This window comes from Streptomyces sp. NPDC008137 (genome assembly GCF_042957035.1).
In the GTDB taxonomy this organism is placed as follows: domain Bacteria; phylum Actinomycetota; class Actinomycetes; order Streptomycetales; family Streptomycetaceae; genus Streptomyces.
Map to the genome: position 1 here is coordinate 86906 of NZ_JBIBHN010000031.1, position 6000 is coordinate 92905.

Below are 6000 nucleotides of genomic sequence, written 5' to 3' on the forward strand. Positions count from 1 at the left end.
GCACTCCTCCAGGCCATACCCACGCCAGGCCAGCACACAAACCTGACAGGAACCGATGTCTGACGAATCACGCCCCGCGCCGCCGGACGCTCCCGCGACAGCCCGTACGGCGGCCGTGATCCCGGCCGCCGGCCGCGGTGTACGGCTCGGCCCGGGCGCCCCCAAGGCGCTCCGCGCGCTGAGCGGCACCCCCATGCTCATCCACGCGGTCCGCGCGCTGGCCGCCTCCCGTGCCGTCTCCCTGGTCGTCGTCGTGGCCCCGCCCGACGGCGCCGCCGAGGTCAGGTCGCTGCTCGACGCGTACGCGCTGCCCGAGCGGACGGACTTCCTCGTCGTCCCGGGCGGGCAGACCCGCCAGGAGTCCGTGAAGCTCGGCCTGGACGCGCTGCCGTCCGGCCACGACATCGTCCTGGTGCACGACGCGGCCCGCCCGCTGGTGCCGGTGGACACCGTCGACGCCGTGATCGAGGCCGTCCGGGACGGCGCCCCGGCCGTGGTCCCGGCGCTGCCGCTCGCCGACACCGTCAAGCAGGTCGAGCCCGCAGGTGCCCCCGGCGAGCCGGAGCCGGTCGTCGCCACGCCGGAGCGCGCGCTGCTGCGTGCCGTGCAGACCCCGCAGGGCTTCGACCGGGCCACGCTGGTCCGGGCGCACGAGACGGTGACCGGCGAGGTCACCGACGACGCCGGCATGGTCGAGCAGCTCGGCCTCACGGTCGTGGCCGTGCCCGGCCACGAGGAGGCCTTCAAGGTCACCCGGCCCCTCGACCTGGTCCTCGCGGAGGCGGTTCTGGCCCGCAGGAGGCTCAACGATGGCTTCTGAGCCGTATCCGCTGCCGCAGGTCGGCATCGGCACCGACATCCACGCCTTCGAGGACGGCCGCGAGCTGTGGTGCGCCGGCCTGAAGTGGGAGGGCGAGGGCCCGGGCCTGGCGGGCCACTCCGACGCGGACGTCGTAGCCCACGCCGCCTGCAACGCCCTCTTCTCCGCGGCGGGTCTCGGCGACCTCGGGCAGCACTTCGGCACGGGCCGCCCGGAGTGGTCGGGCGCCTCGGGCGTCGCCCTCCTGACGGAGGCGGCCCGCATCGTCCGCGAGGCGGGCTTCCGCATCGGCAACGTCGCGGTGCAGGTGGTGGGCCCGAGGCCGAAGATCGGCAAACGGCGGGACGAAGCGCAGAAGATCCTGTCGGAGGCGGCGGGAGCACCCGTGTCGGTGTCGGGGGCTACAACAGACGGTCTGGGCTTCCCCGGACGCGACGAGGGCCTGATGGCGGTGGCAACGGCCCTGGTCGTGCGAGTGGGCTGAGTGTCCCACCACTCAGGGGTGCGGGGCTGTGTTGATATGCGGCTCCGCCGCGTGGGCGCGACCAGCCCCCACAACCCGCACCCGACAAGCAAGGGACTGCCCCACGCACACCCCACGGCCTACTACCCTGGTGTCGTGACTATTCGCCTGTACGACACCAGCGCCCGGCAGATCCGTGACTTCACCCCGCTCCAGCCGGGTTGCGTCTCGATCTACCTGTGCGGTGCCACCGTGCAGGCCGCCCCGCACATCGGCCACATCCGCTCCGGCCTGAACTTCGACATCCTGCGCCGCTGGTTCGCCTACCGCGGCTACGACGTCACGTTCGTGCGGAACGTCACCGACATCGACGACAAGATCATCGCCAAGTCGGCCGACCAGAACCGCCCCTGGTGGGCCATCGGCTACGAGAACGAGCGGGCGTTCAACGACGGCTACCACGCCCTCGGCTGCCTCCCGCCGACCTACGAGCCGCGTGCCACCGGCCACATCACCGAGATGGTCGAGATGATGCGCGGCCTCATCGAGCGCGGGCACGCCTACGAGGCCGACGGCAACGTCTACTTCGACGTGCGCTCCTTCCCGGGCTATCTGGAGCTGTCCAACCAGGAGCTGGACAACCTCCAGCAGCCGTCCGGCGCCGGCGAGACCGGCAAGCGCGACCCGCGTGACTTCGCCATGTGGAAGGCGGCGAAGCCGGGGGAGCCCAGCTGGGAGACGCCGTGGGGCCGCGGCCGCCCGGGCTGGCACCTGGAGTGCTCGGCGATGGCGCACAAGTACCTCGGCACCGCCTTCGACATCCACGGCGGCGGCCTCGACCTGGTCTTCCCGCACCACGAGAACGAGATCGCCCAGGCCAAGGCCTACGGCGACGAGTTCGCGCGGTACTGGCTGCACAACGCCTGGGTCACCATGAGCGGCGAGAAGATGTCCAAGTCGCTCGGCAACTCGGTCCTGGTCAGCGAGATGGTCAAGCGCTGGCGTCCCATCGTGCTGCGCTACTACCTCGGCACCCCGCACTACCGCTCGATGATCGAGTACAGCGAGGAGGCGCTGCGCGAGGCCGAGTCGGCGTTCGCGCGGATCGAGGGCTTTGTGCAGCGTGTGGTCGAGCTGGCCGGGGGCCCGGTCGAGCCCGCCGCCGAGGTGCCGCTCGCCTTCGCCGAGGCCATGGACGACGACCTGGGCGTGCCCCAGGCGCTCGCCGTGGTGCACACCACCGTCCGGCAGGGCAACAGCGCGCTGGCCGCCGACGACAAGGAAGCCGCCGTGGCCCGGCTCGCCGAGGTCCGCGCGATGCTCGGCGTCCTCGGCCTCGACCCGCTCGACGAGCACTGGGCCGGGGAGGGCGACCGCGGCGACACTGTGCTCAACAAAAGCGTGCACGGCGTGGTCGACACGCTGGTCCGCATGGTCCTCGACCAGCGCGAGGCCGCCCGGGCCCGCAAGGACTGGCCCACCGCGGACGCCATCCGCGACCAGCTGGCCCAGTCCGGTCTGGTCATCGAGGACAGTCCGCAGGGTCCGCGCTGGAGCCTCGGCCCCCGCTGAGACAAGGCCCACGGCTGATCGACTGTGCCGCCCGGGCCTCCGGGCGGCACACTGCATAGACGTAACAACAGGCATAGACGTAACAGACGTACGCAGACGTACGTACGAACCACTTCACGGAGACGGGTAGCTCATGGCCGCGAACAACCGCCGCATGTCCGGCAAGAAGGGCGCGCAGGTCGGCAGTGGCGGCAAGCGGCGCCGGGGCCTGGAAGGCAAGGGGCCGACGCCGCCCGCCGAGGCGCGCAAGGGGCACGCCAAGCAGCGCGCCGCCCAGGCCAAGTCGCGCCGCGCCCAGAGCCGCACCAAGGGCCCGCGCGCCAAGGGCACCTCGGAGCTGGTCGTCGGACGCAACTCCGTCGTCGAGGCGCTGCGCGAGGGCGTGCCGGCGTCCACGCTGTACGTGCAGCAGTTCATCGACAGCGACGAGCGGGTGCGCGAGGCCCTGCAACTCGCCGCCGAGCGCGGGGGCATCAACCTCATGGAGGCGCCGCGCCCCGAGCTCGACCGGATGACGAACGGGCTGAACCACCAGGGCCTCGTGCTCCAGGTCCCGCCGTACGAGTACGCCCACCCCGAGGACCTGGCCGCTGCCGCCGCCGACGAGGGCGTGGACCCGCTGATCGTCGCGCTCGACGGGGTGACCGACCCGCGCAACCTCGGCGCGGTCGTCCGGTCCGTCTCGGCCTTCGGCGGCCACGGCGTCGTCGTACCCGAGCGGCGGGCCGCCGGCATGACGGCCGGTGCCTGGAAGACGTCCGCAGGCGCCGCCGCCCGTACGCCCGTCGCCCGCGCCACCAACCTGACGCGCACGCTGGAGCAGTACAAGAAGGCCGGCATCGTGGTCGTCGGCCTCGCCGCCGACGGTGAGGCCGAGCTCGGTGATCTCGAGGCCCTCGGCGGGCCCGTCGTCATCGTCGTCGGGAGCGAGGGCAAGGGACTGGGCCGACTGGTCGGCGAGACGTGCGACTACCGGGTGCGGATTCCCATGCCGGGCGGCACCGAGTCGCTCAACGCCGGTGTGGCGGCGGGGATCGTGCTCTACGAGGCGGCTCGCCGACGCCGCTGAACAGGCATCCGGCACTTCACCCGAACGGTGTAATTCGGGGGGCGTCGGGGCGACAAGGGCAAGCTTGACGGGGTCCGGACAGATCCGGCCGGTCAAAGCAGTGTCCTATCGCGACGTCACTCGGTTAGATGAGTGTGGACACCAGAACACCCCGCACTCCCACGGGGGACCGCGCGTCGGGACTCGACGACGCTCCCGCGCTGAGCATGGTGAAGGTGCCGAGCGACCCGGCTCAGGTCATCGTCAATCACGCGTCTTTCCGCGTGCAGTTGGGCGTCTCGACGCGTCGCGTCCAGTCCCCACGGGTCGCACGGCACCTGACCGCCGGCGAGGACACCGCCCGCACCCCCTTCGCCACCGCCGGGGGCGGGGCGGACGGGGCCGCCGCCCGCCGGCGGCCCGTCGTATGGAGCGGCAGATCGGCGCCCGACGACACCGGCGCCCACCGGCTCCTCCAGGCCGTACGTCACGAAAGCGTCCGCCACGCCGAGGAGCCCGCCGCCGACGCCGGAGCCACCCAGGTCATCGCCCGCCCGGGCACCGGCCACGGCAACGCGGGTCACGGCGGTACGGGTTACGGCGGCACCGGATACCAGGGCGACGGCTACGACGACCTCGAGCAGACGGTCGAGACCCCCGTCGTCGGCCCTCAGCGCACCCACTCCGACGGCACCCGGCTGCTGCCCCCCATGCGCACCGTCGGCAGCGCCTACGACGAACCCGCCTATGTGGAAGAGGACTTCGAGGACCTCGACCCCGGCGCGGACGAGACCGGCCGGGCCTCCAGGCGTCACGCCGAGGACCCCGCGCGGCACGCCTACTATCCGGGCCGCCGGATGAACCTCGGCGTCGTCCTGCTCCCGCTGCGCGTGTTCCTCGGCTTCATCTCCATCTACGCCGGCATGGGCAAGCTGTGCGACCCCGTCTACTTCGACGGCGGCAAGCGCGGCTCGATGGTCACGTGGCTCAACACCCTGCACCCGTGGGAAGTCGCCGAGCCGCTGCGCCAGTTCGCCCTGCAGCACCCGGTCGGCTCCGGGCTGGTCATCGCCTTCGCCCAGGTCATCGTCGGTGTCCTGACGGTCCTGGGCTGCTGGCAGCGCGTCGCCGCCTTCTTCGGCGCCCTGCTCTCGGCCGCACTGCTCGTCACCGTCAGCTGGAAGAGCGTCCCCGCCTACGAGACGCCCGACATCATCTACCTCGCCGCCTGGTCCCCGCTGATCATCGCCGGCGCCCCCGTCTACTCCGTCGACGGCCGACTGGCCGGCAGCGCCTGGCGCCGCCTCGGGCCCCGCGCCGACATCTGGGACCTGCGCGGCTACGTACTGCGCCGCGGCGCCCTGGTCACCGCCATCGCCACCGGCCTCACCCTGCTCGTGGGCTCGCTGCTCGGCGGCGCCGTCCGCGACGCCGACCGGGTCGTCGTCCCCGGCCCCGGCGAGGCCCCGCGCAACGAACTGCCGGGCTCCCCGCTCCCGGGCGAACCCAAGCGGCAGGAGAAGCGGACCCCGTCGGCCTCCACGTCGCCCACCCAGGGCGCCACGGCCGGCTCGGCCAGCCCCACCGCGGGCACCACGACCCGGCCGGAGGCCACCCGGGGCAGCGGCACCGTCACCGGCGGTTCGCCCAGCCAGACCCAGGGCAGCGCGGGCCAGGCCCCGCCCCGGCAGTCCTCCCCGGCCGACGAGGCGCCGAGCACGACCTCCGGCCCCACGTCCGGCGGCTCCGCGACGGGCGGCGGCTCGGGCTCGTCCGGCGGCACCGGCGAAGGCTCCTCCTCGGGCCAGCCGGGCCTGGTGGGCGGCCTGCTGGGCTAGCCGGCCGACCGAAGTGAGGGAGGGCCCGCACCGTCCGGATGCTGTTGGTTAATCCGGGGCCTGGCGTGATGTCGGCCTTCAAGACCCGGTTGTGGTCTTGAAGGCCGACGTTGTCGTATGGGGTGGGTGCGGATGTCGATGCAGCCGAAGGGATCTGGAGAGAGCCCGGCGGAGACGGTGCGGGTGGCTCGGGCCGCGTTCCCGAAGGGGAGTCTGGCGATCCGGGTGCGGGACGAGCTGGGGCCCATGTTCACGGACG

The 6000-nt window shown here is 72.8% G+C and carries 5 protein-coding genes; all 5 read left to right on the plus strand.

What is annotated here, in order from left to right; translation table 11 throughout:
• The first annotated feature begins 55 nt into the window (after nt 1–55).
• Nucleotides 56–820: a 2-C-methyl-D-erythritol 4-phosphate cytidylyltransferase gene (gene ispD, locus ACFZBT_RS33970; protein ID WP_391111985.1), complete on the plus strand. Its 765-nt coding sequence runs from the start codon at nt 56–58 to the stop codon at nt 818–820.
• A complete protein-coding gene (ispF, locus tag ACFZBT_RS33975; protein WP_391111988.1) occupies nt 810–1304 on the plus strand; it encodes a 2-C-methyl-D-erythritol 2,4-cyclodiphosphate synthase in 495 nt (164 codons plus the stop codon). Before ispD ends, ispF begins: the two co-directional genes overlap by 11 nt.
• A gap of 135 nt (nt 1305–1439) precedes the next feature.
• Nucleotides 1440–2855, plus strand: coding sequence for a cysteine--tRNA ligase (gene cysS, locus ACFZBT_RS33980; protein ID WP_391111992.1), 1416 nt, complete (start codon nt 1440–1442; stop codon nt 2853–2855).
• Between the two features lie 133 nt (nt 2856–2988).
• A complete protein-coding gene (rlmB, locus tag ACFZBT_RS33985) occupies nt 2989–3924 on the plus strand; it encodes a 23S rRNA (guanosine(2251)-2'-O)-methyltransferase RlmB (protein ID WP_391111995.1) in 936 nt (311 codons plus the stop codon).
• Between the two features lie 128 nt (nt 3925–4052).
• On the plus strand, nt 4053–5741 hold the full coding sequence (locus ACFZBT_RS33990; protein ID WP_391111996.1) for a DoxX family membrane protein: 1689 nt from the start codon (nt 4053–4055) through the stop codon (nt 5739–5741).
• The last annotated feature ends 259 nt before the right edge of the window (nt 5742–6000 follow it).

Coding starts and splice junctions, on each gene's coding strand:
- ispD (WP_391111985.1), top strand. CDS start 56: ATGTCTGACGAATCACGCCCCGCGCCGCCGGACGCTCCCGCGACAGCC.
- ispF (WP_391111988.1), top strand. CDS start 810: ATGGCTTCTGAGCCGTATCCGCTGCCGCAGGTCGGCATCGGCACCGAC.
- rlmB (WP_391111995.1), top strand. CDS start 2,989: ATGGCCGCGAACAACCGCCGCATGTCCGGCAAGAAGGGCGCGCAGGTC.
- ACFZBT_RS33990 (WP_391111996.1), top strand. CDS start 4,053: ATGAGTGTGGACACCAGAACACCCCGCACTCCCACGGGGGACCGCGCG.